This is a genomic window from Streptomyces sp. NBC_00358, from assembly GCF_036099295.1.
Taxonomy (GTDB): Bacteria; Actinomycetota; Actinomycetes; order Streptomycetales; family Streptomycetaceae; genus Streptomyces.
This window is the reverse complement of record NZ_CP107976.1, coordinates 7,243,623-7,269,300: the sequence shown is the minus strand read 5'-3', so window position 1 is coordinate 7,269,300 and position 25,678 is coordinate 7,243,623. Positions and strand designations below refer to the sequence as shown.

Here is a 25,678-nt window from a genome sequence, read left to right as displayed (position 1 = left end):
AAACCAACAAAAAGGTGAGGCCTCGTTCCAGGTCTTGCCATACAGACTCAATCGTCAATACCGTCGTACATCTCACCCGCATCGGTCCATCATCAGCGGCTCCAGGGGAGGGCTCAGGACCGCGATGGATCCCGGCGCGGGGCGCGGTTGGGGGGTGCCGTACTCGGTGACCAGACCTGTGCCGAGTCGTGCCGCGCGACCGGCTTCTCTCTTCGGAGCCGGCCAGCTTTGCCAGCTCACCCGGCATGCCCGGAGGTCCATTTCGGCATGCCGTCAGTGAGAACCCCCCTTTCGAACCGGACAAAGAGACGGACCGCCCAGGGGCGGGCGGTCCACCGGACGAGAGGGACCAGACTCATGAGCTCAGTCCTGCGCCCAGCCATCTCGGGCGACGATCCACCCGTGGCCGCCACGTACCGGCCCATCTCCTCTCACCTGGCCATCACGCCACCGGTGAGTGTCGTGATTCCCGCCATGAACGAGGCGGAGAATCTCCCCTACGTCTTCAAGACCCTTCCCTCGTGGATACACGAGGTGGTCCTGGTCGACGGCAACTCCACCGACGACACCGTCGAGGTGGCCCGTGACCTGTGGCCCGGCGTCAAGGTCGTCGAGCAGCGCGGAAAGGGCAAGGGCGACGCCCTGATCACCGGGTTCGAGGCGTGCACCGGCGACATCATCGTGATGGTCGACGCGGACGGCTCGGCGGACGGCCACGAGATCGTGTCGTACGTATCCGCGCTGGTGTCCGGGGCGGACTTCGCCAAGGGCTCGCGGTTCGCGAACGGCGGCGGCACCTCCGACATGACGCCGATCCGCAAACTCGGCAACCGCGTGCTCTGCGCGACCGTCAACGCCAAGTTCGGCGCCCGCTACACCGATCTCTGCTACGGCTACAACGCGTTCTGGCGGCACTGCCTCGACAAGATCGAACTCGACTGCACCGGTTTCGAGGTCGAGACCCTGATGAACATCCGGGTCGTCAAGGCAGGGCTCAAGGTGCAGGAGATACCGAGCCACGAGTACCTCCGCATCCACGGCACGAGCAATCTGCGCGCCGTGCGGGACGGACTGCGGGTGCTCAAGGTGATCCTCGGGGAACGCTCCAACCGGCGCGCGCTGCGCCGCAGGCCGCACGCGGCGCAGCTCGACTCCGGCCGGGGAGAGGTGTCTTGAGCACGCGGGACATCTCCGTGGTGATCTGCGTCTACACCGAGGACCGCTGGGAGGACATCCTCGCGGCGGTCTCCTCGGTGCGGGCGCAGACCCTGCCCGCCCTGGAGACACTGCTGGTCGTGGACCACAACGCCGTCCTCCTGGAACGGCTGAGCGGGGAGTACAAGGAGACGGACGGGGTGCGGGTGCTCGCCAACGCGGGCCCCCGCGGTCTGTCGGCCGGCCGCAACACCGGGATCGCCGCCTCGCGCGGGGCCGTCATCGCCTTCCTCGACGACGACGCCGTCGCCGAACGGGACTGGCTGCTGCACTTCGCCGAGGACTACACCGATCCGCGGGTCATGGCCGTCGGCGGCCGTACGGTGCCGATCTGGGCGTCCGGCCGCCGTCCCGCCTGGTTCCCCGAGGAGTTCGACTGGGTGGTGGGCTGCACGTACAAGGGGCTGCCACCGGGCCGCGTACGGGTCCGCAACGTCCTGGGCGGCAACGCCTCCTTCCGCCGGACGGCGTTCGAGGCGGCGGGCGGCTTCGCGACCGGCATCGGCCGCGACGGCGACAAGCGCCCGCTGGGCTGCGAGGAGACGGAGCTGTGCATCCGTCTCACCCGTGCCCGGCCGGACGCGATCCTGCTGATCGACGACCGGGCGGTGATCCACCACCGGGTGCCCGAAGTCCGTGAGCACTTCGGCTACTTCCGCACCCGCGCCTACGCCGAAGGCCTCTCCAAGGCCCTGGTCGCCCGAAGTGTCGGAGCCGGCAAGGGACTTGAGTCGGAACGCCGCTATTCGACCCGGGTACTGCCGGCCGGCGTGCTGCGCGGCCTGCGGGACGCGGCGCTGGCCCGGCCGGGCGGCGCGGGCCGCGCGGGCGCCATCGTCGCCGGGGTACTGACAGCGGCCGGAGGGTACGTACTCGGGAGCCTCCGGGCCCGCCGGAGCGGCGCCGCGTTCTCCGTGGTCCCGGTCACGGCGGTCGAAGGGGGCCCGGACGCGGACGACGAGGGGGCGGCGGCATGACCGAACCGGTACCGATCCTGATGTACCACTCGATCGCGCGGTCGCCCAACGACGCGACCCGGGCGCTGTCCGTCTCCCCCGAGGCGTTCGCCGAGCAGATGGCACTGCTCGACGACCGCGGCTTCACCCCCCTCGACACCGCCCGGCTGGCGTCGAGTTGGCGCTCGGGCGGACCGCTGCCCGCGCGCCCCGTCCTGATCACCTTCGACGACGGCTACGACGGCGTGCACCGGCACGCCCTGCCCGCGCTCGCCAAGTACGGCTTCGCGTCCACCCTGTTCGTCTCGACGGGCTGGATCCGGGGCGCGTACGACACCGGCGGCGGCCTCGACGCCATGCTCGACTGGAGCCAGGTGCGCAGGCTCGCGGGCGAACAGACGGAGATCGGCGGGCACAGCCACACCCATCCGCAGCTCGACCAGATCACGGACGACGCGCTCCGGTTCGAGCTGCTGCGCTGCCAGGAGATCATCGCCGGCGAACTCGGCACCCGCCCGGTGTCGTTCGCGTACCCCTACGGCTACTCCAGCCCGCGGGTGCGCCATGCGGTGCGTGAGGCGGGGTTCGCCCAGTCGCTCGCCGTCGGCAACGGCCTCGCGCGCCGCCGCCAGGGCCCGTACGCCCTGCAGCGCGTCACCGTGCGCCGTACGACCGGTATCGAGGAGTTCGAGCGGCTGGTCGAGGGCCGTGCGATCACCCGTACCTTCGCCAGGGACCGCGCCCTCACCAAGGGGTACGCCATGGTCCGAAGAGCACGACAGGTCCGCCGGAAGGCCATCCGTTCCCGTGTCTGACACGACCACCACGACCCAGGCCTCCACGCCCACGACCGAGGCGCCCGAGCAGCGGCCGGGCCGCCGGCTCCGGCTGCCCGGCAGAGGCGGCAAGGGGGCCGACGGGGGCAGCCAGCTCTTCCGCAACGCCTACGCCCTGATGCTCAACACCGGGATCTCCGCGGTGCTCGGCCTCGGGTACTGGCTGCTCGCCGCCCGCTACTACACCGACGCGGCGGTCGGTCAGGGCTCCGCCGCGATCGCCGCGATGAAGCTCCTCGCCGGTGTGACCGCGGTGACGCTGACGGGCGCGCTCGCCCGCTTCATCCCGGTCGCGGGGCGTGCCACCGGGCGGCTCATCTTCCGTACGTACGCGGGCAGTTCGGTGGTCGTGGCGTTCGCCGCCGGGATCTTCCTGCTCACGCTGAACGCGTGGGGGCCCTCGTACCGCTTCCTGCACGGCACGCTCCACGGGCTCGGGTTCGTCATCGCGGTCGTCGCCTGGTCGCTGCTGACGCTCCAGGACGGCGTGCTGACGGGGCTGCGCAGCGCGCTGTGGGTGCCGGTGGGCAACACGGTGTTCTCCGCCGTGAAGCTGGTGCTGCTGGTCGCACTGGCCGCCGCGATCCCCACGTCGGGCGTCTTCGTCTCCTGGGTCGCCGCCATCGCCCTGTCGGTGGTGCCGCTCGGGCTGCTGGTGTTCCGGCGGCTGGTCCCCCGGCACATCAAGGCGACGAAGGACCACGCGAAACCGCCGTCGCTCAAGGAGATCGGCCGCTTCCTCGCGGGTGACTACACCGGTTCGCTGTTCTCGCTCGCCGTGGTCTATCTCGTGCCGGTGATCGTGGCGTCGCAGGTCAGCTCCGCCGACAACGCGTACTTCTACATCACCACGACCATAGGCGGCACGGTCAACCTGCTCGCCATCAACATGGGTGCCTCGCTGACCGTCGAGGGGTCGCACGAGCCGGCCCGGCTGGCCGCCGACACCCGGGCAGCGCTCAGGCGCATGACCCGGATCATGCTGCCGGTGTGCGGACTGCTCTTCGTCGGCGCCCCGTTCATCCTGCACGTGTTCGGCGACGGCTACGCGCACGCGGCGACCCCGCTGCTGCGCTGGTTCGCCGTCGGCGCGCTGCTGCGGGTGGTCATGGAGACCTATTTCGCCGTCCTGCGCGCCCAGAGCCGGACCTCCGGACTCGCCTATCTCCAGGGCCTGTTGTGCGTTCTGGTGCTCGGCCTCACGCTGTTCCTGCTGCCCCGGATGGGGCTGACCGGCGCGGGGGTCGCCGAGATCTCCAGCCTCGCGGTGATCGTGACGATCGCCGCGCCCAGACTGTTCAGGATCGTCCGCACCGCCCCGCCCGTCGAACGGCCCGAGGACGTGGCGCCGGACGGGGACCTCGCCGATCTGGGGGCACCCGAGGCCCCCGCCACGGGTCCGCGCGAGCAGAAGCGGGGCCCGAGCTGGTCCCTCGACTCGGACACCCTCGCGCTCGGCGTCCACGTCGACTTCGACCACCAGGAACGCAGGCCCGACGTACGGCCGGGTCCCGGCACGCCGCCGAGCGGGACACCCGCGGTGCGGCGCCCGACCTGGGCGCTGCGGCAGCCGTCCGTGGGTCTGCCGGTCGAGGCGCGCGAGCCGGGCTCGGAGGCGTCGCTCGGCCCGTCGGAGACACCGGAGACCGGCTCCCCGTTCGAGGCGCGGGACTCCGGCAGTGCTCCGCACGGCACGCGCGGCACACCGTCCGACGCCGCCCCGGCCCGCGGTATGCCGACCCGCGGCACGCCGGATACCGGCGTACCGGCCGGCGGCTCGCCCGCCGAGGCGCGGACCGCCGCCGAGGCCCGCCCGGCCGCCGAGGCCCAGCCCGCCACCGGGGTCCGCCCGGCGACCGAGGTGGGGACTGCGACCGGAGCCCGGGAGGCGACCGGGGCGGGGACGGCGGCCGACGGCCGACGGCCGCCCGGTGAGCCGCCGTTGTCCTGGCGCCGACGCGTCCTGCGTCCCTCGAAGCCGGGCGTCCTCCTCGGCTGTCTCCTGTTCTCCGCGCTGCTCCTCTACTGGGTGCCCGCGCTGAGCCTCGACGACGACTCCCTGGCCCGCATGGGCGGCCTCGGCCTGATCTCCGTGCTCCCGCTGCCCACCCTCGTCGGCGCGGCGCTGCTGGTCACCGTCTTCGCCTCGCTGCTCTGGCTGAACGGCGAGCACCGGGGCCTGCTGCTGATCACCCTGCTCGCCACGGTCGCGTCCCTGCACGCCCTGCCGGCCGTCATCGAGACCGAACCGCGGTTCGCGACCGCCTGGCAGCATCTCGGGTTCCTGGACTTCATCGACCGCACGGGGTCCGCCGTACCGGACCTGGACGCCCGCTGGAGCTGGCCCGGCTTCTTCGCGGCGGCCGCGTTCGTCGCGAAGGCGTGCGGGGTCAGCGACCTCTCCGAGGTCATCCGCTGGTGGCCGCTCACCATCCAACTCCTCTATCTGGCACCGATGTTCCTGCTCGTACGCTCGATGAGGGCGAGCTGGCGCGCCAAGTGGACGGGCATCTGGTTCTTCGCCCTCTGCGGCTGGGTCGGCCAGGACTACTTCTCCCCGCAGGGCTTCACCTATCTGCTGTACCTGATGTTCGTGGCGATCCTGCTCGTGTGGTTCCGGGCGCCGCGGGTGCTGTGGGCGACGCGAAGGCCGGGCGAGGCCGAGGTCGAACCGGCGGACCGCCGGCAGCGGGCCGTGCTCCTGCTGGTCCTGATCGGGCTGTTCGCGGCCACCGTCCCGGCGCACCAGCTCACCCCGTTCGTGATGCTGGGCGTCCTGGCGGTCCTCGTCCTCGTCGGCCGCTCCGAACTGCGCGGTCTGCCCATCCTGTTCGCCGTCCTGGTCGCCGTCTGGGTCGGTTTCATGGCCGAGCCGTACTGGTCGGGCCACTTCAACGAGTTGTTCGGCGGGGTGGGCGGGGTCGGCAGCAACGTGTCGACGTCGGTCTCCGGCCGTATCCAGGGCGGCAGTTCGACCCACAAGCTCGTGCTGTACGCCCGGGTGCTGCTGGCCGGCTCCCTGATGGTCTTCGCCTGCTGGGGCTGGTGGCGGCGGCGCGAGCACGGGTACCGGGAGCGGTCGCTGCTCGTCCTGACCTTCGTGCCGTTCCTCGGCTTCGGCATGCAGTCGTACGGCGGCGAGATGGCCCTGCGCGTCTTCATGTTCGCCGTTCCGGGCGCGGCCCTGCTCTCGGGACTCGCCCTCTTCCCGCGCACCGGAGTCACTTCGGAGGAGCGCGACAAGGACCGGGTGAGCCTCGCCCCGGTCGCCGCCCTGATGGCGGGCCTGCTCCTCATGGGCGGCTTCCTGGTGGCCCGTTGGGGCAACGAGGCCTTCGAGCGGATCAGGCCGGGCGAGGTGGCCGCCATGAACTACGTGTACGCGCACGACGATCCGACGGTCCGGCTGCTGTGGATGAGCAACAACACCGTCGACAACGTGACACCCGCGATGCCGTGGGGCGCCAAGGACATGGAGAAGGTGCAGTACGTGCCCACCCTCGCGCCCGTCGACCCGGTCCTGGTGTCCGGGCTGGTCAAGTCGCTCAAGGACGCCGGCCCGAACTCGTATCTGATGGTCAACCGCAGCCAGGTGGTCTACCTCGAGATGGACGTGGGCTATTCGACGACCTGGGAGTCGCGGCTGATCACCAACCTCGACCGGCGGGCGGAGCTGAGGAAGGTCCTGGTCAACGACGACGTGACGATGTACGCACTGCGCGAGCAGCCCGGGGGCGGGGTCCCGCGGGCCGATCCCGGACCGATCGGACCGCAGGTGACCTGGACGCCCTGGTCGGTCGTCGGCGGCCTCGCGGCCGTCGCCCTGATCGTGCTGCTGACGGCACGGGAGTGGGTCCGGGTGGCGGTGCGGCCCGGCGTGCGGCAGTTGCAGTGGCTGCAGAGCAGCTTCTGGTTCTCGCTGCCCCTGCTGGCCGTCCTGCTGGCCTCACTCGTGCAGCGGTTCCTGACGATGAAGTGAGACCGGCGGCACGGCGGGCGCGGAGCCGTACGTACGGGGTGAAGTGGCCCGGCCGGACTACCGGCTCAGCCACTTCACCCCGTAGGCCGCCATGGCGAACCGCTTCCCGTCGACCTTCGCGCTGATCGGCCGGTCCAGGGTGTTGACCACGAGGACGGTCCTGCCGGAGGCGAGGACGCGCACGTTGGGCACGTCGTCCGCGGCGACGGACACCTTCTCGTAGGCCGTCCCCGGCGGGAACGCCCTGCCGAAGCGGGAGACCAGGTCGTACATGGGGAGTTCCTTCCCCCCGTCGGCGGTGTCGGTCGGCGTCCACAGGCAGCCGGCGCAGCCCGTGCCCTTCTCCTTCTCCGGGTTCCAGTAGAAGCCGGAGGAGGCGCCGCCCTTGACCATCGCGATCAGGCCGCTCGCCTGGACGGCGACCCGGTGGTTCTCGGACCAGCCCCCGCGCTCGTCGTTGCCGTCGGCGGGTTCGACGTAGTACTCGGCCCACCACAGCGGCAGTCCGTGCGTCCGCTCGCGCACCCAGTCGCCGACGGCCGTGAGCTTGTCGGTGGCCGCGAACTCGTCGGGCAGCGTGTCGTCGTCCTCGGTGTAGCTGGAGCCGTCCACGACCACGAAGTCGGCGCCCGCCTTGTGCTCGTTCCAGTAGTCGAAGGCGTCCAGGACCCGCTGGTCCATGGCCCCCCAGGTGCCCCGCACGGCCGGGGAGGCGTCCTGGGTCCGGCGCGGGTCGAAGCTGTCCATGACCAGGTAGGGGCCGCCCACCATGATGTCCTTGTCCACCTTCTTCAGCGCCTTGTAGACCAGGTTGTAGAGCCGGGTGTAACCCTCGTAGTCCCAACGGCCCTTGCTGTCGTTCCAGAAGCCCTTGAACTCGTTCCAGACGATGAAGTGCCGTACGTCGGGATAGCGTCGGGCGACGGTCGCGGCGAGCGCGGCGAAGTCCGCGAAGTGGGACGGCTCCGGGGCCGTCTCCAGCGACGACCGGCTCCAGTTCGTCTTGTCGGCGCCGGACTCGCCGCCCTTCATCCAGTCCGGTGAGCAGCACAGCGTGATGATCGGGGTGCCACCGGACCTGCGGACGAAGTCGATGCGGCTGTCCAACTCGGAGAAGTCGTAACGCCCCTTGGACGGCTCGGGGTTGCCCGCGCCCCAGCCCATGATGTGCTGGTTCTGCGGCAGCTGGACCTGGTCCTTGCCGATCAGCCCCTCGACCCGATCGGTGGCGGTGGCACTGCCCTCGTCGGCGCTGAACTGGGTGTGGGTGAAGCCCCAGCCGACCTCCGGTCCCGCCGTCCGGGGCGGAGTCACCGGTGTGCCGTGCACCTTGTCTCCGTCGCGGGTGGTGCCCGCGGTGCTCCCGCCGTCCCCCGGCTGGGTGTTGATCAGGGTCACCACCAGGGCCAGCACGGCCACGCACACGCCGACGAGCGCGCCGAGGCGCCACCGTCCCGCCCCCGAATTCCACCCATGACGTCCCATCATGGGCCACAGTAACGGGGGAAATCCGGCGCGGGACAGATCCCGTCACCCCACAGCCCTGTAACAGGGCGGAGGGGATACACCGGAAGAGCGGGACCGAAGGCGACACACACGACGCACCGCGGAAACCGGGTGCACCGGGCACCCGTATGACAGATCATGGCGGCATGTCTGCGAACCCACACGACGCTCTGCCGATCAGGCTCAACGTCGACGACAGCGACTCACCGTCGGACGTCGTCGACGCCCTGTTCCTCGGTCGCTTCGCGACGGGCGAGCAGCCGCACTCGCACGCGGCGAACATCGACCGCGTACGGTCCGGGGCCACCCTGCTCCCACCCGGCGCCCGGGTGCTGCGCTCCGCGCGTGACGACGACCGCAGCGCCACCCTCGCCGAGGGCGACGGCTGGACCCTGCTGGTGTCCCGCTGGAACCGGGGCGCCGACGTCACGGTGACCGCGACCAGCGTCGAGCTGGCCGAGAAGGTGCTGAAGCAGGCGACGGACGGCGCGACGGACGAGCCCGAACCGCAGCCGGAGAACGTGACGATGGGCTTCTGGTACGTGTCGCCGCGCCGGGGCCCGCACCGCACGACCCGGCAGATCTCGGCCGGGACGTGGGAGGAGGTCCGCGCCAACTACACCGCGCCGGTGGCGGACGCCATGGACCGCCTGATGAAGACGACCCCGGAGGACATCGCGGGCCGGCTGCTGCTGCTCCACGGCCCGCCCGGTACCGGCAAGACCTCCGCCCTGCGCACCCTGGCCCGTTCCTGGCGGGACTGGTGCCAGGTGGACTGCGTGCTGGACCCCGAGCGGCTCTTCTCCGACGTCGGCTATCTGATGGACATCGCGATCGGCGAGGAGGACGGCACCGGCAAGGGACGCTGGCGGCTGCTGCTCCTGGAGGACTGCGACGAGCTGATCCGCGGCGAGGCGAAGCACACCGCGGGCCAGGCGCTCTCGCGGCTGCTCAACCTCACCGACGGCCTGCTCGGCCAGGGCCGGAACGTCCTCGTGGGCGTCACGACGAACGAGGACCTGGAGCGTCTCCACCCGGCCGTCGTCCGTCCCGGTCGCTGCCTCGCCCGGATCGAGGTCGGAGCGCTCACCCGCCGCGAGGCGGTGGGCTGGCTGGGCACCGAGGAGGGCGTCTCACGCGAGGGCGCGACCCTCGCGGAGCTGTACGCACTGCGCCGCGGAACGACCCCGACGTCGGTACCCGACCAGCGCGAGGGCGCGGACGCGGGGCTGTATCTGTAGAAACGGCCCCCGGCCCAGAAGCCGGGAGCGCGCCTCGACAGCCACCGGGCCCCTCCGGCTGACGCCGGGGGCGGTCTCTGCCGGCGCCGGGGCCTGTTTCGGCCGGCGCCGGGGCCCGGTCTCGGCGGATGGGCTCGCGCCCGGCGTAGGCGTGGCCTGAGCGCCGACCTGATGCCGGGGCGGTCTCGGGCTGGCGCCGGGACGGTGTCGGCGGATGGGCTCGTGCCCGGGGTAGACCCGGCATGAGCACCGACCTGATGCCGGGGCGGTCTCGGGCTGGCGCCGGGACGGTGTCGGCGGATGGGCTCGTGCCCGGGGTAGACCCGGCATGAGCACCGACCTGATGCCGGGGCGGTCTCGGGCTGGCACCGGGACGGTGTCGGCAGGTGAGCTCGCGCCCGGGGTAGACCCGGCCTGAGCACCGACTCGGCCTCCGCTGGGGGCTCGTGACCGGGCCGGGCCCCCGGCTGGTGCCGGGGGGTGAGCCTTGGCCGACGCCTTGGGCGGCCCAAGACCGACGGGCGTGGGCCGCGGGCGCGGGTCCCGGTCGATGCCGTGGACAGGCTCCCGCCACGGGCGGTTCCCTGCCGGTGTCGGGGGCCCTGCCGGTGCCGGAGGGCCGACCGATGTCGGGGTCCAGGCGGCCGCGGGGGACCTGCTCGTGTCGGAGACCTGCCGGTGCCGAGGCCCTGCCGGTGCCGGAGGGCCGACCGATGTCGGGGTCCAGGCCGCCGCCGGGGACCTGCTCGTGTCGAGGCCCTGCCGGTGTCGAGTCCGGCCCACCTCGGGACCCGGCCCACCTCGGGACCCGGCCCACGTCGAGCCCGGGTCCCGGGTGACGCCGGGAGCGGCTAGGCGTCGGCTTCGAAGGCTGCCCTCAGTGCGTCTCGTACGGCGTCCAGGGCGGCGTTCTCCGTCAGGCCGAGCCGTAGCGCCCGCTCGGCATAGGCCTGCGCGGCGGACGCCGCCTCGCGTTCCGCGGCGTCCCCGGCGGCGGCCACGACCGTACCGTTGCGGCCCCGCGTCTCGATCACCCCGTCCGACTCAAGGGCCCGGTAGGCCTTCGCGACGGTGTTGGCCGCGAGGCCGAGCGATTCGGCCAGCCCCCGTACGGTGGGCAGCTTGTAGCCGACCGGCAGCGCGCCGGACCGGGCCTGCTCGGAAATCTGGGCGCGCACCTGCTCGTACGGCGCGGCCCCCTCTGCGATGCGGATCTTCAGGGTCACGCGGCGATTGTCCCGTACCCGCCGGAAAATGAGAGGCATCCGCACACGGCCCCCGCGTAGCGTGCGATGCCATGACCTTGATCGTTCGCGAACTGCGGCGCGGGGACCCGTCGGACGCCGCGACCTTCGCCCGTATCCGTCACCAGGCACTCCCGTTCGTTCTCTTCACCCCGGAATCCGTCGCCTACGACCTGGAACAGGCCCATCCCGACGCCCACTACCAGCCGTTGCTGGCAGAGGAGGACGGCGAAGCGATCGGCACCGCGCAGGTCGGGCTCGTGCACGACAGCCCGGAGCCCGGTCAGGGGAACGTCAACATCTATGTGCACCCGGAGAAGAAGGGACGCGGCGCCGGCTCGCTGCTGGCCCGCGCCGCCGAGGAACGGCTCGCCGCCCTGGGCGCGACCAGGCTGCTCTCCTGGGTGCTGGACGCGCCCGCGAACCGGGCCTTCGCGGAGAAGCGGGGTTATCGCGCCTCCCGCTCCGCGCGCTTCCTCCGCCTCGACCTGGCGAACGGCACCCTGCCGTCCCTCCAACCACCGCCGTCCGGCGTGGAGTTGCGCACCGGGGCGGACTTCGCGGACGACCCGCGGCCGCTGTTCGTACTGGACGCGGAGACGCTCCTCGACGAACCGAGCGACCTCGACCGCGAGTTCACGGACTACGAGGCCTGGCTGACGGAGACCTGGCACCACCCGCTCCTGAGTCACGAGCTCACCTCGGTCGCGCTCGTCGACGGTCGCCCGGCGGCGTTCAGCGCGGCCCGCACCGACGGCGGCACCCGCTACGGCACCGTGATGACGGGTACCGGCCGCGCCTTCCGGGGCCGGGGTCTCGCCAAACTCGCCAAGAACCACTCCCTGCACCGGGCCCGCGCGGCCGGGTTCACGGAGGCGTTCACGGGCAACGACGCCGACAATGGGCCGATGCTGGCGATCAACACCTGGTTCGGTTATCAAGTCTGCGCAACGGAGGTGAGGTATGTCCGTGACCTCGGCTGACACGCCCGGCTCGTGGGAGATCGTGCTCGTCAAGGCAGGCCGTACGAAGATCAGTTATCCGGCCGAGCTGCTCGCCGACGACGGCACCCGGGTGATCGTGCGCGCACCCTGGGCGGGCGACACCGTCCGCGACTTCGGCTTCGTACGGTTCGAGCGGGGCGATGTCTTCACCGAGTACTACTGGCGGGACCGCTGGTACTCGGTGAAGGAGGTCCGGGACGCGGCGGGCGTCCGCAAGGGCTGGTACTGCGACATCACCCGGCCGGCCACCGTCTCCGGGGGCCGGGTGGTCGTCGAGGACCTCGACCTGGATCTGTGGCTCTCGGCCGACGGCGCGGACGTCCTGCGCCTCGACGAGGACGAGTTCGCCGAGAGCGGCCTGGCGGTCACCGACCCGGCTGCCGCGGCCGCAGCCGAGAAGGCCCTGGACGACCTGGAAGCCCTGGCACACGAGGGCGGCTTCGAAGCGCTGCTGGCGTAGAGACCCGACCGCTGCCGCCGCCCACACCGGTGCCGCCGCCGGGTTCTGGCGCCGATGCCGGCCCTGGTGCGCCGACGTCGGCTCTGGTGTCTCGGCACCGGTTCCGGTGTGTCGGCGCCGACTCTGGTTGTGCCGACGCCGGTTCTGCCGTGTGTCGGCCCCGATCGGCAGGCGGCTGTGGTCAGAAGCCGGCCACCACGGCGTACCGTTCGTCGTCGACGTCCCGTCCCCACAGCCGCGCGTCGGCCGACAGCGGCTCCACACGCAGGTCCGCCGCGTCGGACACCAGCGGCCGCAGCAGGGCGGTCAGCCGCTCGGCGGATATACCGGCAGGGCTCACGGTCCCCCACACGCCCTCGACCAGCACCAGCCGCCCTCCCGGGCGCAGCAGTCCGCGCCAGTGCCGCAGCACGCGCCCGGGATCGGGCAGCGCCCACAGCACATGACGGCTGAGCAGGACGTCGAAGCGCTGCTCGCCGACCGGCGGCGCCGCCGCGTCACCGAGGAGGAACACCGCGTCACGTCCCGCCAGCTTGGCGCGGGCGAGGTCGATCATGCGGGGCGCCAGGTCGACGCCGGTGACCCGGTGGCCTCTCTCGGACGCGATGAGTGACAGGCTGCCGGTGCCGCAGCCCACGTCGAGCAGGTCACCGGGCCGCTCGGGCAGCCAGTCGCCCAGCCGGGCGGCCCAGGCATCACGGACCAGGGGATCGCGCAGACCGTGGTCGGGCTCCTCGTCGAAGGTGGCTGACGCGGCGTCCCAGTCGACGCCTGTTCCCGGATTCATGCCACTGTTGCTCACCATGCGTACCAGAGTGGCACCCACCACTGACAATCGACGGGTGCCCACCGAGGACAGCCCACGGGTGACCGCCGCCACAGACAGATCGCGACCGATGAGGAACTCTCCCCGAAAGGGTCTACCTCCGTACAACCGCGGATTCCGGTAGACGCAAGGAGGCAGCCATGCGCCGTGTGACCGTGCAGAAGCCCCTGAGGAAGCCGGACTCCCGCCGTGCGCGGGACGAGCCGGAGGTGCGCCCCGCCGAGCGCCCGGAGGTCCGGAAGGACATCGCGCGCACCTGGTGGCCGGACGGCTGAGCCGCCGCGGCCCCATGGAGCACGGCCTCCACGAGCGCGCCGCCGGATCAGCGGTTCGCGGCGGGGACCCGCCGCCGGCCCGCGATCGGCACCGGTCGGTGCGGGCCGTGATGGGCCCCCTCGGACCGGCCCCGTGCGGTGGGCTCCGTCAGACCGCCGGCCGTTTGCGGTAGTGGATCCGGTCGTACGGGCCGTCCGCGCGCCGCTCGATGACCTCGTACCCGAACTTCGGGTAGATCTTCCGGTTCTCCCACATCATCGCGTTCGTGCAGAGCCTGATCTCGTCCAGTCCGAGGGCGCGCGCGTGTGCGTCCACGAAACGCAGCAGCCGTCCCCCGATGCCCCGGCCATGGGCATCGGGGTGGACCGCGATGGTGTCGAGGTACAGATGGTCGGCGCGCTCCTCGACGACCACGAGCCCCGTCACCGGCTCCCCCGTGACGAACACCCGACCCGCCGCGACATTCGCCGCGTGGTCCGCCTCCATGGGCACCGGAACGAGTCCGATGCGCTCGACGTACGGCTGGAACGCGGCGTCGATCACGGCCTTCACGGCGGGCACGTCCGCGGCGACGGCAGCCCGTACTCCGAACGCCTCGGGCGTCCCCCGGAACTCCTCGGTCGTCTCGTTCATGTCCCGCACGCTACCTACCTGATCGCAGTCTCAGTACTCCCTTAACAGCGCCATAAGGATCTCCATCACCCGCCTCCAGCAGGCGATTTCGCGGTTTCTTGGGGCTAGTTTTCTGATCGCCCCCCACGGGATCCCCGCACGGAACGCCGTGCGGGACTCGCCCCCGCGCACCAGGACCGTTCGAGGAGTTCCCCCATGTCCGCACGCCGCAAGGCCGTCGGCGTCGCCGTGCTCGGTGTCGCCCCGTTCGCCCTGTCCGCGCTGGCCGCGGCTCCGGCCTCGGCGCACGGCTCGATGGGGGACCCGGTGAGCCGGGTGTCCCAGTGCTACGCGGAGGGTCCGGAGAACCCCCGGTCGGACGCCTGCAGGGCGGCCGTCGCGGCGGGCGGCACCCAGGCGCTCTACGACTGGAACGGCATCCGCATTGGCGACGCGAACGGGCGGCACCAGGAGCTGATCCCGGACGGCAAGCTGTGCGGCGCGGGCAGCACCGAGTTCAAGGGACTCGACCTGGCGCGCTCCGACTGGCCCGCGACGAGCGTGAGCAGCGGCCCGTACACCTTCAGGTACCGGGTGACCGCGCCCCACAAGGGCACGTTCAAGGTCTACATCACGAAGCCGGGCTACGACCCGTCGCAGCCGCTGGCCTGGGGCGATCTGGACCTGGCACGCCCGGTCGCGACGGTCACGGACCCGGCGGCCTCGGGCGGCTTCTACACCTTCTCCGGCACCCTGCCGGAGCGCTCCGGCAAGCAGCTCCTGTACGCGGTCTGGCAGCGTTCGGACAGTCCGGAGGCCTTCTACTCGTGCTCCGACGTCGCGTTCGGCGGCAGCGGTGAGAACACGGGCGGCGGCAAGGGCGCGAGCGGCGGCACCTCTCCCGCGCCGAGCGCGTCCGCGCCCACCGACCGGCAGATCGAGGACGGCAGCGGCAGGTCGACCGTGGACCACCACGGCCACGGGGGCGGCGGAGCCGGTACGTCGGCGGCGCCGGCCACGAGCGCGGACTCCGCCGGGGACGCCGGGGACACCAGGACCACCGCGGACGCGAAGACCGCCGAGGACGTCGGCGCGGCTTCGGACCCCGCGGGGAACCTGCCGGAGGCCGCCGGTTCCTCCCGGGATCTCGCCGAGACCGGTGGCGACTCCTCGACCTCGTACGCCGCGATCGGCGGCGCCGCCGCCCTGGCGCTCGGTGCCGCGGCGCTGTTCGCCTCGGTCCGGCGGCGCGCGACGCCGGGAAGCAGGCGCGGCCGCTAGGGCCTGCCCGGCAGTTCCCGTTCGCCCGGCGGGCAACGGTGTGAATTGCCGGACGGGCACTGGCGGCCGGACGACTCCCGGGGGCTGACCGGCGGCTCAGGTCGGACAGCCCCCGGCGGCGTGCTCAGCCGGCCGCGTTCCGGAAGGACCGGAACGCGGCCGGTCGAACGATCACGCCGGGCATGCCCGGTCGGACCACCATGGACGAGTGGTCCGCCGAGCCGGTCGGCCGGTCAGCTGAACGCGGAGGCGCAGGTGGTGGTGGAGGCGTGCGCCGGGTCGAGGGCGTTCGCCACCTCGTGGTAGGCGATCCGGTCGAAGATCCCGATGGCCACGTGCTCGGAGAGGTCGAGCCCGCACAGGTTCTGCAACAGGACGTTGTGGACGTCGGATCCGGTCAGGAACTGCGAGTTGTACGGCGTGACCACCTCGTCGTACTTGGTGGCGATGACCGTGTAGTGGACGCCGGCGACGGTGTCGCCGCCCGCGTTGAGCTTGGTCAGGAACGCGGAGCCGGCGACCTGGTCCGCGAGTCCCGGAGTCGCCGCGGACAGCAGGCCGGCGGCGCCGGGGAAGTACGGCAGCAGGTTGGCGAGACCGTCGAGGTTCGTGCCGTGGTTGTCGGGGGCGATACCGACGAGGGCGTTCACCTTGGCGGCTCCGCCGAGGAACTTGAGGTAGTAGCGGGGCATCATGCCGCCCTGCGAGTGGCCCACCAGGTCGGCCTTGGCCGCGCCGGTCGCGGCGAGCACCTTGTCGACGAAGACCTGGAGCTGCGCGGCCGACTGGTCGATGGGGCCCAGGCCGTTGAAGAGGGGGACGCCGGGCAGTTGCCCGTAGTCGAGGGAGAAGACGCAGTACCCGCGGCTGGTCAGGTAGGGCGCGAGGGCCAGCCAGTTGTCGACGGAGTTCCCGAAGGTGCCGTGGACGAGGACGACAGGGCGGGGATGGGCGGCGGACGGCTTGCAGGAGTAGTTGTTCCAGCCACTGCTGGGGGCGGAATCAGCGTGTGCTGTGGCGGCGGGGATGACCGCGACGACAGCGGTCAGCAGCAGCGCGGCCAGGGGTCTGAGCACTCGCTTCCAGGGCAGCATCGAGTGATCTCCTTGCGGCTCAAGGGAGTTGTGGGGGTTTACGCCCTGTGATCCGGATCACGAGGATGCTGTTCACTCGTCAAGTTACGGTCGAGTAGCAGAAGTGTGAAGTTACGCGTCAGTAAAAACTTCCAGTGATAACCAGAGCGACTGCCATGGTCAGCGCGCTGTCACCAGGCGGGCCTGATGGGACCGTAGGGCGCGATGCGCAGCAAACGCGTATACAACGCGCGCATTTCGTCCTCTCCCAGCACTTCGGCCCACGCCCGAACGGCGTCCGCCGCCGCCTCTTCCGCCGCACGGGTGCATTCCCACCCCAGCCCTGTCAGTACGACGAGCCTGGCCCGCGCGTCGTCGGGGTGCGGCCGCCGCTCGACGTACCCCTTGCGGACGAGTTCCTCGACGAGCTGACTGGCGGCCTGCTTGGTGACCCCGAGATGGGCGGCGAGCTCGGTGACCGTGGCCCCGTCCGGCGCAAGCCGCGTGAAGGCGAAGCCGTGCGCGGGGCGCAGCTCCGCGAATCCGCGGGCGACCACGCCTTCGTGGATACGTTGCGTCAGCTCGCCGGCGGTGGCGAGCAGGGCGGCGGTCAGGGCCATGGCCTCGGAGTTCTGCACGCGTGCATTGAAACACCCTTGACGATTTGGTCAATCTGCTTGACCATATTCCTGAAAGCTTGGTCAAGCTACTTGACCAAATTCCCGACCCAGGAGGCACCCGTGTCCGTCATCCGCTCGTCCGAAGCCGTCGTCCACGAGATCCACGGCGCCCGTTTCGTCTCGTACGCCGCTCCCCGCAGCGGCAGCAAGGAGCTGTGCGCCTGGCGCGCGGAGATCCCCGCGGGGCACCGGGCCCCCGTACACACCGTCGACCGCGAGGAGATCTTCCATCTCCTCTCCGGCGAACTGCTCGTCACGCTCGACGGCCGCACCGAGCGGATCACCGCGGGCGACACCGTGGTCATCACCCCGGGCGTGGCCCTCGGCATCGAGAATCCGGCCCAGGAGACCGCGCTCTCCTGGGTCACCACCTCCATCGGCCTCCGCGCGGAACTGGCCGACGGCTCGGTCCTCACACCGCCCTGGGCCAACTAGGGCCGCCCAGGGGCCGGACAGGCCCGCCGGAGGGGGCGGGAGGCCGCCTCACCCGCGTACGGGGAGTCAGGCGGCCAGTGTCCCCGGGCCGATCACATGGGGGCCGAACTTCGCCCGGGCCCGGTCCGCGACCTCCTCGATGCGCCGGACCTTCTCGTCGACCGGGTCGAAGGTGAGCTGATGGGAGGCCCCCGTCGCGGGGGTCAGGCCCTCGGCGCGCAGGGCGATCGCCCGGACCCGGGCACGCTGGAGGCCGAGCGCCTCGTACATGCGGTACGCGGTGCCGGTCAGCGTCGAGGAGTGGGCCGTCGGCTCCTTGAGGGTGCGGCTGCGCGTGGTCGCGGAACGGTCGGCGTAGCGCACGGTGAGGGTCAGCGTGCGGCAGACCTTCTCCAGCGCGCGCAGCCGGGTGCCGATCTCCCCGGTCACGGAGAGCAGCGCGCGGCGATGCCGGGAGGGGTCCAACTCGTCGCACTCGAAGGGGTGTTCGGCGGCCAGAGAGCGCGAGGTGGCGTTCGGTACGACCCGGCTCCGGTCGACGCCGGACGCCTTCTCGTGCAGTTCGCGGCCGGCCCGGACGCCGGTGAGGCGCTGGAGCGTGGACAGGGGCGCGGCCGCGACCTTGCCGATGGTGTCGAGGCCGTACTCGCACAGGGTGCGGGCGGTGGAACCGCCGACGCCGGGCAGCGCGGCGACGGGCCGGCCGGCGAGGAACTCCGCCACGGCGTCCGGCTCCCGGGGCACGACACGGGTCACCCCGGGGGCGGCGTCGCGCAGTGCCATCCGCGCGAGCATCGGGCCCGGCCCGGCGCCGACCACGCAGTCGATCCCGTACAGGGCGAGGGTCCGCACCCTGATCAGCGAGGCGAACTCGACGGCACCGCGCCCGAAGTACCGCTCGGCACCCCGCAGATCGAGCAGGGCGCCGTCGGGTGGCAGCGCCTCCATGACGGGCGTGAACTCCTCCAGTACGCCGAGGAGTCGAGGCAGAGCCGCCTCGTGCGTCGAAGGCAGCTGGAAACGTACGCAGAGGATGGTCATCCCGCACTCCCCGGACTCTGGTGCCACAACTTCCTTCCGCCCGCGGGCCCTTCGCCCGCGGGACGCAGATCGGCCCAGGGGTGCATCTCGTACCCCGTGGGCATCCGGATCGTCCGGCCCCCGGCCGGATCACCGTCGCCGGACGCTCCCGGCCGCCGCGGCTCCCCCGGGCCGCCCGGATCCCTCTGCTCCCCCGGCGCCCCCGGCCGTTCCGGTGCGGGTTCGGCCAGTCGGGCCGCCACCACGTCGAGGCCGCCCTCGGCACGCAACTCGACCAGTTCGGCGAGGTTCCAGGCGGCCGAGCCCACCACGCTGAGGCTGCGCGGGCCGCGGCGCTGCACCACTCCGCGCACGAGCAGCAGCCAGGAGTGGAAGACGGTGTGGGCGCAGGCGTCGTGGGAGTCGTCGAAGAAGGCGAGGTCGACCAGGCCCGTCCCGTCGTCCAGCGTGCTGAAGATGACCCGCTTGCCGGAACGGATCGGCGGGGTCTGGGTGGCCGCCTTGGCACCGGCGACCAGAACCGTCTCACCGTGCCGCGCCTCACGCAGCCGACGGGCCGTGACCACGCCCAACTCCCCCAGGAACGCACGGTGGTCGTCCATCAGATTGCGGGAGGCGTCCATCGAGAGCACGCCCAGCTCGGCGCTCAGCCGCTCCGCCGGGGACAGATCGGGCAGTCCGGCGGAGGCGGTGTTCCGCCCGCCGGACAGCGGGAGCTGACCGCCGCCCGCGCCCCGGGACCCACGGTGCAGCTCGGTCAAGTGGAGTTGCAGATCACGGCGGTTGGCGCCGAACGCGTCCAGCGCGCCGACCTGCGCGAGCCGCTGGGCCAGCGGCCGGCTCGGCCGGGCCCGCTCCCAGAAGTCGAGCAGCGAGGCGTACGGCTGCCCGTCCGCGATCCGCGCGGCCTCGGCCTCGCCGATGCCGTGCACGTCGGAGAGCGCCAGCCGGACGCCCCAGCGGCCGGCCGGGTCGGCGGAGCCCGTGGAGTCCACAGAACCGGCGGAATCGGAGGAGCCGGAGGAGCCGTCGGCCCACGCCGATTCAGACACCAGTTCGATACGGTGGGCGACCGCCGACCGGTTCACGTCCAGCGGCAGGATCGGCACCCCGCGCCGCCGCGCGTCCGCCAGCAGCAGCCGCTTCGGGTACATCCCGGGGTCGTGGGTGAGCAACCCGGTGTAGAAGGCGGCCGGGTGATGGGCCTTCAGCCAGGCCGACTGGTACGTCGGGACGGCGAAGGCGACGGCGTGCGCCTTGCAGAAGCCGTACGACCCGAAGGCCTCGACGATCTCCCAGGTCCGCGCGACGGTCTCGACGTCGTACCCCTTCGCGGTCGCGTGCTGGGCGAACCAGAACCGGATCCGCCCCTGCGACTCGGGGTCGGAGAGCCCACGGCGCACCCGGTCCGCCTCGTCGCGCCCGCAGCCGGTCATGATGTCGACGATGTCGATGATCTGCTCGTGGAAGACGACGACTCCGTACGTCTCCTTCAACGGCCCCTCCAGGTCCGGGTGCGGGTAGCGGACCGGCGCCCGGCCGTGCCGCGCCTCGATGAACGGCCGCACCATGTCGGCGGCGACCGGCCCCGGCCGGAAGAGCGAGATGTCGACGACGAGGTCGTGGAAGGTCGCGGGCTGCAGACGTCCGACCAGGTCCCGCTGGCCCGGCGACTCGATCTGGAAGCAGCCCAGCGTCTCGGTGGACTGGATGAGCCCGTACGTCGCCGGGTCGCCCGGCGCCACCGCGTCGATGTCCGGCCGGTCCCCCGTGGCCCGCTCCACCTCGGCCACCGCGTGCGCCATCGCGGACTGCATCCGCACACCCAGCACGTCGAGCTTGAGCAGCCCGAGGTCCTCGACGTCCTCCTTGTCGAACTGCGACATGGGCAGGCCCTCGCCGCTGGTCGGCATGACCGGCGTACGGGCGAGCAGGGAGGCGTCGGACAGGAGCACCCCGCACGGATGCATGGCGATGCCGCGCGGGAGGGCGTCGAGGGCTTCGACCAGCTCCCACAGCTTGCCGTACCGGTCCTTCTCCCCCGCCAGTTCGCGCAGTTCGGGGAGTTCGTCCATGGCCGCGCGGGCGTCCCGGGCGCGGATGTGCGGGAAGGCCTTGGCGATCCGGTCGATCTCCGCCGGGTCCAGGGAGAGGGCGGCGCCCACATCACGGACGGCGTGCCGGACCCGGTAGGTCTCGGGCATGGAGACGGTCGCGACCCGCTCGGTGCCGAACCGGCCGATGATCGCGCGGTAGACCTCCAGGCGGCGCGCGGACTCCACGTCGATGTCGATGTCGGGCAGCACCGGGCGGCGCTTGGACAGGAAGCGCTCCATGAGCAGCCCGTGCTCGACGGGATCGGCGTGCGCGATGCCGAGGAGATGGTTGACCAGGGAGCCGGCCCCGGAGCCGCGCGCGGCCACCCGGATGCCCATCTCCCGGACATCGTCCACGACCTGAGCGACCGTCAGGAAGTAGGAGGCGAAGTTGTGGTGGGCGATGATGTCCAGCTCGTGGTGCATCCGTTCCCAGTACGCGCGCCGGCCCGCGTAGCCGCGCAGCACCATGCCCGCCGCCGCCCGGGAGGCCAGGACGCGCTGGGCGCCGCGCCGGTCCGCGCCGACGAGACGCGGTTCGGGGAAGTGCACGCCGCCGATGCCGAGGTCGTCCTCGGGGTCGACGCGGCACGCGGCGGCGGTGGCCCGCGTCTGTTCGAGCAGCCGGTGCGCGGTGTCACGGCGGTAGCCCGCCGCCTCCACGATCCGTTCGGCGGCGCCCAGCATGGCGGCCTCGTCCTTGAGCCAGGCCTCGCCGGAGTCCAGCTCGCGCCGGGGGTCGACGGGGACGAGCCGGCGGGCGGCGTCCAGCACGTCGGCGACCGGGCCGAGGCCCGCGTCGGCGTACCGGACGGCGTTGCTGAGCACGGGACGTACGCGCTGCTCGGCGGCGAAGCCGACCGTGCGGGCGGCCAGCCGCAGGGAGCCGGGACCGGTGCCCTGACGGCCGTGCCAGACGGCTTCGAGGCGCAGGGCGTCGCCGTAGATCTCCCGCCAGGGCCCGAGCAGCACGGCCGCGCGGTCGGGGCGGCCCGCGGCGAGTGCGCGGCCGACGTCGGAGCCGGGGCCGAGCAGCACGGTCAGGCCTTCGGCGTGGTTGTCCGGCCAGGGCAGCAGCGGCGGGCCGTCCTCCCGGCCGCCCGCATGCGTCGCCGTGACGATCCTGCAGAGGTCGGCCCAGCCGGCCGCGCCGTCCCGCGCGAGGAAGGTCGCGCGGGGTGCCGACTCGTCGATGAAGGCACCGCCGCGCACCGGGGTGCGGCGCCGCTCCCCCCGTACGGGCTCCCCGACCGCGAGATCCACGCCGAACAGCGGACGGACGCCCGCCTTCGCGCAGGCCTTGGCGAACCGGACCGAGCCCGCGAGGGTGTCCCGGTCGGTGAGCGCGAGGGCGTCCATACCCCGCTCGGAGGCACGCGCGGCGAGGCGCTCCGGGTGCGAGGCCCCGTATCTCAGGGAGAACCCGGAGGCGGTGTGCAGATGCGTGAATCCCGGCACGCACACCTCCCGACCTGTGAACCTTTACGGCTCTCGAACACTTGTTCCCAGCTACCTCACCCCCACCATAGACCAATTCTCGAACTCTTGTACGACACCCGTTCGAACCCGTCCCACCTGCGCAAACACCCGGATGCCCCGGGCGCGGACAGCGCCGGAAGCCGCTCCCGCCGGAGGTCGGGCCGATCGCGATCCGCCCGCCCCTGGAGTCCGACCAGGTGGAGATCGCCTCGGCGCGGCACCCGGCCCGTACGGTCGGCGGCGACGACGACCTTGTCGGAGCACGCTGACGACGTGGTGCCGGGACTTCGCGTCGCAGTACGTTCCCGCCGCGTCGGCACCCGACGGACTACTCGGGAACGGCGGGCCCCTCGGGAACGGCGGGTTGCCGGGGAGCGGACGCCTGCTCGGGCACCGCGGGCCTCTGGGGATCGGGCACGGCGGGCCGCTGAGGGGCGGGCGCCGGCTCGGGCGCCGCCACCGACTGGGCGGGCGGGGCCGGTTGGGCGGGTGGGGCGGGCTGGGCTCGTTCCAGGAAGCGCAGCAGTTCCACGGGGAAGGGCAGGACGAGGGTGGAGTTCTTCTCGGCCGCGACGGCCACCACTGTCTGCAGCAGTCGCAGTTGGAGTGCCGCGGGCTGTTCGGACATCACCTCGGCGGCCTGTGCCAGCTTCTTGGACGCCTGAAGTTCGGCGTCCGCGTTGATGATCCGGGCCCTGCGCTCACGGTCGGCCTCGGCCTGGCGGGCCATGGACCGTTTCATCGTCTCCGGCAGCGACACGTCCTTGATCTCGACGCGGTCGATCTGCACGCCCCAGCCGATCGCCGGGCTGTCGATCATCAACTCCATGCCCTGGTTGAGCATTTCGCGGTTGGACAGCAGGTCGTCCAGGTCGCTCTTGCCGATGATCGAGCGGAGCGAGGTCTGCGCCATCTGGGAGACCGCGAAGCGGTAGTCCTCGACCTGGATGACCGCGTTCGCCGCGTCCACCACCTTGAAGTAGACGACCGCGTCCACCCGGACCGTGACGTTGTCCCGGGTGATGCCCTCCTGGGCCGGCACGGACAGGGTCACGATCTGCATGTTGACCTTGCGCAGCCGGTCCACGAAGGGCACGACCATCGTGAAGCCGGGACCGCGCACCTCGGAGCGCAGCTTGCCGAGCCGCAGCACCACACCCCGTTCGTACTGTTTGACGACGCGGGCGGCGGTCATCGTGTAGACCAGCCCCACGGACACGACGGAGACTCCCGCCGCCACCAGTTCCTCGACCATCACGGCCCCCCAGGGTCCGACGTGGCGCACCGGGCGTGTACAGCGTGCGCTTCGAAGGTAACCCCGTCACGGGAACAAGGGCGAGCCCCCGCACGCCGGTCGGGTGCGGGGGCTCGCCTGTTCGCCTTGGGTCCGGTCGCGCGGAATACCGTGGGGGGTGCCGGGCCGGTGGTCGACGAGTCGACCGACGGCCGGTCCGTCCGCGACCGGTCGGTCAGCCGACGCTCACGCCGTAGTAGCTCAGCGCCTCGGTGACCGGCTGGAAGAAGGTCGTGCCGCCGGAGGTGCAGTCGCCGCTGCCGCCGGAGGTCAGACCGTAGGCCACACTGCCGCCGTACAGCGGACCGCCGCTGTCCCCGCCCTCGGCGCAGACCGTGGTCTGGATCATGCCGTAGACGACGTCACCACTGCCGTAGTTGACGGTGGCGTTCAGGGCCGTGACCTTGCCGCTGTGCGTACCGGTGGTCGAGCCGCGCCGGTAGACCGTCGTGCCCACGCTCGGCGTGGCAGCGCTGCTGATCGTCTGGCTGCCGACCGCGCTCGGGTGCGCGATCGAGGAGTTGGTGTAGCGGACCAGCGCGAAGTCGTTGGTCGGGAAGCTGTAGCCGACGTTCGTGCCCAGCGTCGTGGTGTGGCCCGAGTTGGAGTACCAGGTGGAGGCGACCTCACCGCAGTGGCCGGCGGTCAGGAAGTAGTAGGTGCTCCCGCTGTGCACGTTGAAGCCGAGCGAACAGCGGTAGGAACCGCCGTAGATGGCGTCGCCGCCGGTGATCAGCGGCTTGAAGGTGCCCGAGGTGTGCTTGATGGTCAGCGCGGCCGCGTTGCCGCCCGCCTGCTGCCTGATCTTCGCGATCTCGGCCTTCGAGACCGTGCTGTCGACGGTGACGACCACGCGGTTCGTCTTGGCGTCGACCGCCCAAGCGGTGCCCGCGACATCGGACTTGAGTACCGACTGTTTGGCACTGCTCAGCTGGGTGGCGCTGAACGTCTGGGCGTCGGACGCGTTCGCGCTGGGGACCGCGAACGCTGCGGCGGCGACGAGCCCGGTGGTGACGGCGATCAGCCGGCTCCGTCTCGCCGTTCCGCCACGGGGGGTGGTGCGCTTGATCCTCACGTTTCATTCCTCCGAAGGGAAGTAAGGGGCCCTCGTGTAGTGGGGTTGGGGCCCGTGAGGCGCAGCCCGGGGCCGCCCGTCCGGATTCCGGACAAGCCATGCCCCTGACAAGCGCTGAGGGGGAGTATTCGGCGGCACGGCCGACAGACGCAAGGGCGCCTTTCGGCCGTGCAGCGTTCAACTTGCCTCCACCCGGAGGAGATTGATCATCGGACCACTGAAGGTTTCAGCTTCCCCCCGTGCCTTCCTGAGTCCCGGGGGCCTCAGCCCAGTCGGCGCTCCCCCGCGGCGACGGCCACGCTCAGGTTATTTCCGGGCGGCGGGAACGGGCAGACGAAATGGTCGGAGAACGCGCACGGCGGAAGCACGGCCCGGTTGAAGTCCACCGTCGTGCGCCCCTCGGCGTCGGGCGCCGCCGGGCGCAGGAACCGGAAGCGGTAACTGCTGTCCCTGCTGGTGGTGTCGGCGAAGACGGCCCACAGCGAGCCGTCGCTCTCGACCGACACCTGGAGAGTGAGGTCCTGCCCGTCCAGGGTGAAGGCGAGGACTCCGCCGAGTGCGAGCCCCCGGGTGACCCCGTCGGCGTTCTCGACGCGCACGGTACGGCCCTCGCCGTACGGGGTGAAGTGTCCGGGCACCGCCCAGCGCCCGTCGAACGGGGTCGCCTCGATGCCCGCGAAGGCCTGCCGGGCGGGTGCCGCGGGATCGTAGTGGCGTACTCCCCAGATCCCCTCGCGCACCAGGACGACGAACCGCCGCTCCCCGCGCCCGACCCGGGCCCCGTCGGTCGGCCCGTAGTCGGCGTCCAGCACGATGTCGCCGGTGAAGGGCTCGCCGTCGACGGTGAGCCCGTCCTCGGCGGCCGCGGTCAGGGCCACTCCCTCGCCCTTGACGGCCCATTGCCCGGGGATGTCCGGAAGTCGCCCTTCCGGATAGTCCTCGATCCAATGGGTTCCGGTGAGCGCGAGCGGGCCGTACGGCGCGGACACCGTCGCGACACGGTGCTCCTGCCAGTGCTTCCAGTCCTCGGGTGCGTCCGTCGTCATGTGATCAACCCTTCCATACAGGC

21 protein-coding genes are annotated in these 25,678 nt (G+C 71.8%); 10 read left to right on the top strand and 11 right to left on the bottom strand.

Annotation, left to right across the window (positions count from 1 at the left end):
* Positions 1-357 precede the first annotated feature (357 nt).
* From OHT01_RS31055 to OHT01_RS31040, 4 genes are read left to right on the top strand one after another with little or no spacing between them, the layout of a single operon-like run.
* Complete coding sequence (locus OHT01_RS31055) at positions 358-1,176, top strand: glycosyltransferase family 2 protein (protein ID WP_328556408.1); 819 nt, start codon at positions 358-360, stop codon at positions 1,174-1,176.
* Positions 1,173-2,192 carry a glycosyltransferase family 2 protein gene (locus tag OHT01_RS31050; protein WP_328556407.1) on the top strand — a complete coding sequence of 340 codons (1,020 nt, stop codon included), beginning with the start codon at positions 1,173-1,175 and terminating at the stop codon, positions 2,190-2,192. Before OHT01_RS31055 ends, OHT01_RS31050 begins: the two co-directional genes overlap by 4 nt.
* Entirely contained in the window at positions 2,189-2,986 is a 798-nt protein-coding gene (locus OHT01_RS31045) for a polysaccharide deacetylase family protein (protein ID WP_328556406.1), read from the top strand. The genes OHT01_RS31050 and OHT01_RS31045 overlap by 4 nt, the downstream gene beginning before the upstream one ends.
* Entirely contained in the window at positions 2,979-6,986 is a 4,008-nt protein-coding gene (locus OHT01_RS31040) for a lipopolysaccharide biosynthesis protein (protein ID WP_328556405.1), read from the top strand. The genes OHT01_RS31045 and OHT01_RS31040 overlap by 8 nt, the downstream gene beginning before the upstream one ends.
* Before the next feature lie 57 nt (positions 6,987-7,043).
* On the opposite strand, the gene OHT01_RS31035 is transcribed toward OHT01_RS31040, so the two are convergent.
* Complete coding sequence (locus tag OHT01_RS31035; RefSeq protein ID WP_328558336.1) at positions 7,044-8,471, bottom strand: GH39 family glycosyl hydrolase; 1,428 nt, start codon at positions 8,469-8,471, stop codon at positions 7,044-7,046.
* A gap of 167 nt (positions 8,472-8,638) precedes the next feature.
* Between OHT01_RS31035 and OHT01_RS31030 the strand changes: the two genes are divergently transcribed.
* Positions 8,639-9,733 carry a DUF5925 domain-containing protein gene (locus OHT01_RS31030; protein ID WP_328556404.1) on the top strand — a complete coding sequence of 365 codons (1,095 nt, stop codon included), beginning with the start codon at positions 8,639-8,641 and terminating at the stop codon, positions 9,731-9,733.
* Positions 9,734-10,584: 851 nt separating this feature from the next.
* Here OHT01_RS31030 and OHT01_RS31025 read toward each other — a convergent pair.
* Positions 10,585-10,959 carry a GntR family transcriptional regulator gene (locus OHT01_RS31025; protein WP_328556403.1) on the bottom strand — a complete coding sequence of 125 codons (375 nt, stop codon included), beginning with the start codon at positions 10,957-10,959 and terminating at the stop codon, positions 10,585-10,587.
* A gap of 71 nt (positions 10,960-11,030) precedes the next feature.
* Between OHT01_RS31025 and OHT01_RS31020 the strand changes: the two genes are divergently transcribed.
* Positions 11,031-11,960: a GNAT family N-acetyltransferase gene (locus OHT01_RS31020; RefSeq protein ID WP_328556402.1), complete on the top strand. Its 930-nt coding sequence runs from the start codon at positions 11,031-11,033 to the stop codon at positions 11,958-11,960.
* Positions 11,941-12,441: a DUF402 domain-containing protein gene (locus OHT01_RS31015; protein WP_328556401.1), complete on the top strand. Its 501-nt coding sequence runs from the start codon at positions 11,941-11,943 to the stop codon at positions 12,439-12,441. Before OHT01_RS31020 ends, OHT01_RS31015 begins: the two co-directional genes overlap by 20 nt.
* 181 nt (positions 12,442-12,622) lie before the next feature.
* Here OHT01_RS31015 and OHT01_RS31010 read toward each other — a convergent pair whose 3' ends face one another.
* On the bottom strand, positions 12,623-13,246 hold the full coding sequence (locus OHT01_RS31010) for a class I SAM-dependent methyltransferase (protein WP_328556400.1): 624 nt from the start codon (positions 13,244-13,246) through the stop codon (positions 12,623-12,625).
* Between the two features lie 161 nt (positions 13,247-13,407).
* Here OHT01_RS31010 and OHT01_RS31005 point away from each other — a divergent pair, with 161 nt between their 5' ends.
* A complete protein-coding gene (locus OHT01_RS31005) occupies positions 13,408-13,542 on the top strand; it encodes a hypothetical protein (protein ID WP_328556399.1) in 135 nt (44 codons plus the stop codon).
* Positions 13,543-13,690: 148 nt separating this feature from the next.
* Here the strand turns inward: OHT01_RS31005 and OHT01_RS31000 are convergent, their stop codons facing one another.
* Positions 13,691-14,176, bottom strand: a complete 486-nt coding sequence (locus OHT01_RS31000; RefSeq protein ID WP_328556398.1) for a GNAT family N-acetyltransferase — start codon at positions 14,174-14,176, stop codon at positions 13,691-13,693.
* Between the two features lie 195 nt (positions 14,177-14,371).
* On the opposite strand from OHT01_RS31000, the gene OHT01_RS30995 reads away from it, so the two are divergent.
* Positions 14,372-15,436, top strand: coding sequence for a lytic polysaccharide monooxygenase auxiliary activity family 9 protein (locus OHT01_RS30995; RefSeq protein WP_328556397.1), 1,065 nt, complete (start codon positions 14,372-14,374; stop codon positions 15,434-15,436).
* Positions 15,437-15,669: 233 nt separating this feature from the next.
* On the opposite strand, the gene OHT01_RS30990 is transcribed toward OHT01_RS30995, so the two are convergent.
* A complete protein-coding gene (locus OHT01_RS30990) occupies positions 15,670-16,530 on the bottom strand; it encodes an esterase/lipase family protein (RefSeq protein ID WP_328556396.1) in 861 nt (286 codons plus the stop codon).
* A 170-nt stretch (positions 16,531-16,700) separates the two neighbouring features.
* Positions 16,701-17,147, bottom strand: a complete 447-nt coding sequence (locus OHT01_RS30985) for a MarR family winged helix-turn-helix transcriptional regulator (RefSeq protein WP_328556395.1) — start codon at positions 17,145-17,147, stop codon at positions 16,701-16,703.
* 102 nt (positions 17,148-17,249) lie between these two features.
* Between OHT01_RS30985 and OHT01_RS30980 the strand changes: the two genes are divergently transcribed.
* Positions 17,250-17,624 (top strand): cupin domain-containing protein, encoded by a 375-nt coding sequence (locus OHT01_RS30980; protein WP_328556394.1) that lies wholly within the window; start codon positions 17,250-17,252, stop codon positions 17,622-17,624.
* Between the two features lie 66 nt (positions 17,625-17,690).
* Here the strand turns inward: OHT01_RS30980 and OHT01_RS30975 are convergent, their stop codons facing one another.
* The 5 genes from OHT01_RS30975 to OHT01_RS30955 all read right to left on the bottom strand — a co-directional run bounded on the left by OHT01_RS30975 (position 17,691) and on the right by OHT01_RS30955 (position 25,655).
* A complete protein-coding gene (locus OHT01_RS30975) occupies positions 17,691-18,665 on the bottom strand; it encodes a DNA polymerase Y family protein (RefSeq protein WP_328556393.1) in 975 nt (324 codons plus the stop codon).
* Positions 18,662-22,219, bottom strand: coding sequence for a DNA polymerase III subunit alpha (locus OHT01_RS30970; RefSeq protein WP_328556392.1), 3,558 nt, complete (start codon positions 22,217-22,219; stop codon positions 18,662-18,664). The genes OHT01_RS30975 and OHT01_RS30970 overlap by 4 nt, the downstream gene beginning before the upstream one ends.
* A gap of 349 nt (positions 22,220-22,568) precedes the next feature.
* Positions 22,569-23,495 (bottom strand): slipin family protein, encoded by a 927-nt coding sequence (locus OHT01_RS30965; protein WP_328558335.1) that lies wholly within the window; start codon positions 23,493-23,495, stop codon positions 22,569-22,571.
* Positions 23,496-23,709: 214 nt separating this feature from the next.
* The gene (locus OHT01_RS30960) at positions 23,710-24,609 is read right to left on the bottom strand and encodes a S1 family peptidase (protein WP_328556391.1); all 900 of its coding nucleotides are present in this window, start codon (positions 24,607-24,609) and stop codon (positions 23,710-23,712) included.
* Between the two features lie 263 nt (positions 24,610-24,872).
* The gene (locus tag OHT01_RS30955; RefSeq protein ID WP_328556390.1) at positions 24,873-25,655 is read right to left on the bottom strand and encodes a DUF1684 domain-containing protein; all 783 of its coding nucleotides are present in this window, start codon (positions 25,653-25,655) and stop codon (positions 24,873-24,875) included.
* Positions 25,656-25,678 lie beyond the last annotated feature (23 nt).

Bases quoted from the DNA above. Each gene is read 5' to 3' on its own strand.
- OHT01_RS31055 (WP_328556408.1), top strand. From the start codon at position 358: ATGAGCTCAGTCCTGCGCCCAGCCATCTCGGGCGACGATCCACCCGTG.
- OHT01_RS31000 (WP_328556398.1), bottom strand. From the start codon at position 14,176: ATGAACGAGACGACCGAGGAGTTCCGGGGGACGCCCGAGGCGTTCGGA.
- OHT01_RS30955 (WP_328556390.1), bottom strand. From the start codon at position 25,655: ATGACGACGGACGCACCCGAGGACTGGAAGCACTGGCAGGAGCACCGT.
- OHT01_RS30965 (WP_328558335.1), bottom strand. From the start codon at position 23,495: ATGGTCGAGGAACTGGTGGCGGCGGGAGTCTCCGTCGTGTCCGTGGGG.
- OHT01_RS31045 (WP_328556406.1), top strand. From the start codon at position 2,189: ATGACCGAACCGGTACCGATCCTGATGTACCACTCGATCGCGCGGTCG.
- OHT01_RS30990 (WP_328556396.1), bottom strand. From the start codon at position 16,530: ATGCTGCCCTGGAAGCGAGTGCTCAGACCCCTGGCCGCGCTGCTGCTG.
- OHT01_RS31035 (WP_328558336.1), bottom strand. From the start codon at position 8,471: ATGGGACGTCATGGGTGGAATTCGGGGGCGGGACGGTGGCGCCTCGGC.
- OHT01_RS31020 (WP_328556402.1), top strand. From the start codon at position 11,031: ATGACCTTGATCGTTCGCGAACTGCGGCGCGGGGACCCGTCGGACGCC.
- OHT01_RS30995 (WP_328556397.1), top strand. From the start codon at position 14,372: ATGTCCGCACGCCGCAAGGCCGTCGGCGTCGCCGTGCTCGGTGTCGCC.
- OHT01_RS31005 (WP_328556399.1), top strand. From the start codon at position 13,408: ATGCGCCGTGTGACCGTGCAGAAGCCCCTGAGGAAGCCGGACTCCCGC.
- OHT01_RS30975 (WP_328556393.1), bottom strand. From the start codon at position 18,665: ATGACCATCCTCTGCGTACGTTTCCAGCTGCCTTCGACGCACGAGGCG.
- OHT01_RS31015 (WP_328556401.1), top strand. From the start codon at position 11,941: ATGTCCGTGACCTCGGCTGACACGCCCGGCTCGTGGGAGATCGTGCTC.
- OHT01_RS31010 (WP_328556400.1), bottom strand. From the start codon at position 13,246: ATGGTGAGCAACAGTGGCATGAATCCGGGAACAGGCGTCGACTGGGAC.
- OHT01_RS31030 (WP_328556404.1), top strand. From the start codon at position 8,639: ATGTCTGCGAACCCACACGACGCTCTGCCGATCAGGCTCAACGTCGAC.